This is a genomic window from Peribacillus sp. NPDC058002 (assembly GCF_042886655.1).
Taxonomy (GTDB): Bacteria; Bacillota; Bacilli; order Bacillales; family DSM-1321; genus Peribacillus; species Peribacillus aracenensis.
This window is the reverse complement of sequence record NZ_JBHVQU010000306.1, coordinates 1-3,753: the sequence shown is the minus strand read 5'-3', so window position 1 is coordinate 3,753 and position 3,753 is coordinate 1. Positions and strand designations below refer to the sequence as shown.

Annotated in this window: 3 protein-coding genes; all 3 read right to left on the bottom strand. The window is 42.6% G+C overall.

Going from position 1 to position 3,753, the window contains the following annotated elements; genetic code table 11:
* Window positions 1-98: 98 nt before the first annotated feature.
* The 3 genes from ACFVSH_RS24000 to murQ are packed head-to-tail and all read right to left on the bottom strand — an operon-like array spanning window position 99 to window position 3,287.
* The gene (locus tag ACFVSH_RS24000; RefSeq protein ID WP_387708235.1) at window positions 99-1,469 is read right to left on the bottom strand and encodes a PTS transporter subunit EIIC; all 1,371 of its coding nucleotides are present in this window, start codon (window positions 1,467-1,469) and stop codon (window positions 99-101) included.
* Window positions 1,470-1,503: 34 nt separating this feature from the next.
* The gene (locus tag ACFVSH_RS23995; RefSeq protein ID WP_387595947.1) at window positions 1,504-2,361 is read right to left on the bottom strand and encodes a MurR/RpiR family transcriptional regulator; all 858 of its coding nucleotides are present in this window, start codon (window positions 2,359-2,361) and stop codon (window positions 1,504-1,506) included.
* 11 nt (window positions 2,362-2,372) lie between these two features.
* Entirely contained in the window at window positions 2,373-3,287 is a 915-nt protein-coding gene (murQ, locus tag ACFVSH_RS23990) for an N-acetylmuramic acid 6-phosphate etherase (protein WP_387595944.1), read from the bottom strand.
* Window positions 3,288-3,753: the final 466 nt, after the last annotated feature.

The following is a 3,753-nucleotide window of genomic DNA, read 5'->3' as shown; positions in this document are numbered from 1 at the left end:
AATATGAAGCGAGGTGAATGCTCTTTTCACTCCCAGGTTAGCAGCATGGATGATTTGTGTTTCTGCATGCGGATCTTGTAGATAAAAAGAAATTCCGATCACTTGAATTCAACCACCATTTCATCTTTGAATCCAAACAAATACGTAAAAATAAAACCTGCTATATAGGAAATGAACAAGCCAGCGAGGAACAATCCGATTTGATTTGGATGAACTAAAAAGGTAAGCGGCAGTCCGGACACACCGATGGACGACGTTGCGATTCCGAATTGAGCTTGGAAGGCTCCACCTACTCCTGCACCTAAACATGCAGTTAAGAAAGGCCTCCCCAATGGCAGGGTCACTCCAAATATAAGGGGTTCACCGATACCTAGCATCCCGGAAGGAAGGCCCCCTCCAATAGCTCGCTTCAAACTTGCTTTCTTGGTTTTCATATAGATGGCAAATGCCGCTCCAACTTGGCCCGCGCCACCCATCGCCAAAATTGGAAGCAGTGGATCATCACCAATCGAATTGATCAATTCTAGATGGACAGGCGTTAAACCTTGATGTAAACCAGTAATGACGAGAGGGAGAAAGGCCGCACCAAGCACGAATCCAGCTACGACACCACCGAAATCCAAAACATTCAATAACCCAGTCGTAATCGCATCCGATAAAAACCCTCCTACCGGCATAAAAATAATGTAAGTGACAATCCCAGTAATGAGTAAAGCGATGGTTGGCGTCAAAATGATATCCAGTGATTGAGGAATGAATTTCCTGACCTGTTTTTCCACCAAGGCTATGAAAATAGCTGCAAAAAGGACTCCTATTAACCCGCCGCGACCGGGGAGCAAATTTTCACCGAACAATGAAATGTCGCCGACGGCCGGGTTTATGACCAAGATACCTGCAAGTGCACCAAGTGCAGGTGATCCACCGTATTCTTTTGCTGCATTGGTCCCAACCAAAATCCCCAAGTAGGCAAACAGCCCCGATCCGATAACGGTTAAAATGATGGCTAATTGCGATTCTGCTGCAAGCCAGCCCGCTTGAACGATTGCTTTTGTAATGCCGGTAATCAAACCTGATGCCACTAAGGCGGGAATTAAAGGGATGAAAATACTTGCAATCCTGCGTAAAAAAAGTTTAAACGGTTTTGCGTTTTTCCTATCAATCTCAGATTTATTCTTCGAGGCTACTTCTTTTAGGTTCAAATCGCCAGAGGATTCCTCCATAAGCTTTTCAAATTCTGTATGAACCTTGTTCACCACGCCTGGCCCGAGGACGATTTGGATCGTTTCCTCTTCAATGACGCCAAAAACGCCTTCCGTATTTTTTATATCTTCCATTTTCACTTTCGAACGATCGATTGGCAGTACCCTGAGTCTGGTCATACAATGTGCAGCATCGGCAACATTAGATGCCCCACCTAATTTCCCCAATAACTCTTCTGCTAAGTTGGCGTACTTATCCCCCTTACCCATTCAAAAGCCCTCCCTTTGTCAAATCTCGTATGAATCATTTATATCGATCTGTCATCGATTTAATGGCAGACCTGGTGTTATCGATATATTGGACAGTCTCTTCATATTGTTCTGAAGCCATCCCCAAAAACAAAATGTCAATCATATATAATTGCGCCAATCGTGAGGATGTTGCTGCACTTCGAAATGGTGCTTCATTCGAATAGGATGTATACAGTGTGACGTCGCACAAGGATGATACCGTTGTTTGGCCATAATGAGTCAGCCCGATTGTCTTGACCCCACGTTCCTTTGCCAGCTTCAATATATTGATAACTTCAAGTGTTTCCCCTGAAAATGAAACGGCAAAAACGATGTCATTTTCATCAGCATTTGCAATCAGGGTTGCAACTAAATGCATATCCGTAAAAGCTGTTGCCCCTTTATTGACGCGAAGTAATTTTTGCTGAGCGTCAGCAGCAACTATATTCGAAGCACCCACACCGCAAAAGTGGACGGTCTTAGCATTCAGCATCAGCTGTATCGCATGTTTGAGATTATCGTGATCGATTATTTCAGATGTATCCCTAATGGACTGAATCGAATTACTCGTTGTTTTCTCCACAATCCGATACAGTGATTCGGAAGGCTCGATATCCCGATAACCCTGTTCGACGGTTTTCATCAAATCTCCAGCAATCCTTATTTTCAAATCTTGAAACCCTTTTATTCCAAGCGATTTACACAGCCTAATAACAGCGGCCCCGCTAGTTTGGGCAGAGGTACTTAATTCCTGTACAGTGCTGTTCACAACTTCATGAGGATTTTGTAGTATATATTCTGCTAGTTTTTGTTCTGATTGCGGCAGCTTGCTCAACATCGTCTGTATGATGGATAATCCTCCTGTAGCCATTGCTTCCCTCCTTAATCTTCATGGATCGAGATGGCTTTTCTGACATCTCCATCCGCATTCTCCAGTAACTCCATTGCTTTTTCATAATCAGTTGCCGTTTTTATCATGACAATCGCTGGTTTAACTTGATTACTGGCCTTTTCAAGTGTATTCAAAGCTTGATCATAGTCAGCATTCGTTACAGTTTCTATGATGCTTATTGCACGGTCCTTCAGTTTTTGATTACTGACATTAACATCGACCATCAGATTTTCATAGACTTTTCCCAACCGGATCATGGTTGCAGTTGAAATCATATTGAGTACCATTTTATGTGCAGTTGCCGCTTTCATTCTCGTGGATCCTGTTAACACTTCCGGTCCGACCACCACTTCGATCCCTATATCAGCTGCTTCCGTGATGCTCGCGTTTTTATTGCATGATAATGCCGCCGCTTTAGCCCCAACTTTTCTCGCATAACGTAAAGCACCCCTCACATAAGGGGTACGGCCGCTAGCCGCGATGCCAATAACCGTATCATTTGCTGTAAGTTCCACGTCAATCAGATCACATTCCCCAAACTCTTCTTTATCCTCTGCTCCTTCAACAGCCCGAACAAACGCCTTTTCCCCTCCTGCGATTATTCCCAGCACCTTATCAGGTGGTGTGCTGAAAGTCGGGGGACATTCCACGGCATCCAGAACGCCGAGTCTTCCGCTCGTTCCCGCTCCGATGTATATGAGTCTCCCTCCGTTTTTTAATGATTCACAAGCCCATTCAACTACCGTTTCAATCTCTGGCAATACCTCCTGGACCGCTGCTGCCACTTTAAAATCTTCCTTATTGATTGCAGAAATGACTTCCATCGTATTTACACTATCGATATTCATCGTCTTTTCGTTCCGTAATTCAGTCGTTAATGAACGCAAATGTTCCTCCATAGACAATTAAATCCTCCTATAAACAATTACTTAAATATAATTTCATTTTTTAATAGAAAATAATGAAATTATATTTCATATTATATTCAATGATAGCGTTTTCATTACTCGGATACAAGATATATTGTAAAATTTGTTAATTATCATGTTTCTTTCCTCAAACCCCAATGCCGGCGAACTCCTTTTTAAATAAAATATGAATCTATGGCCGCTTTAGGAGCCTACTATTTTAAGGTGTAGATTTTTTCAACAATAAAAAAACGTGTACCGTCCCAATGATCAGGAACGATACACGAACAAATATTTAACAAAATGTTAAACTGGTATACTATCCGGAACATGCATCCCTTTAACCAGTTAACGGACAGGAACTACTTTCCCTTTTTCTACTGCACCGACGACAATCGTTGATGCAAATCCCCCATTTTCATCAATCGAGGGAATATCGTATATTTTTAGATCTGGCCCAATA

Excerpts from the sequence above, each read along its gene's own strand:
- ACFVSH_RS24000 (WP_387708235.1), bottom strand. The coding sequence starts at position 1,469 with ATGGGTAAGGGGGATAAGTACGCCAACTTAGCAGAAGAGTTATTGGGG.
- ACFVSH_RS23995 (WP_387595947.1), bottom strand. The coding sequence starts at position 2,361 with ATGGCTACAGGAGGATTATCCATCATACAGACGATGTTGAGCAAGCTG.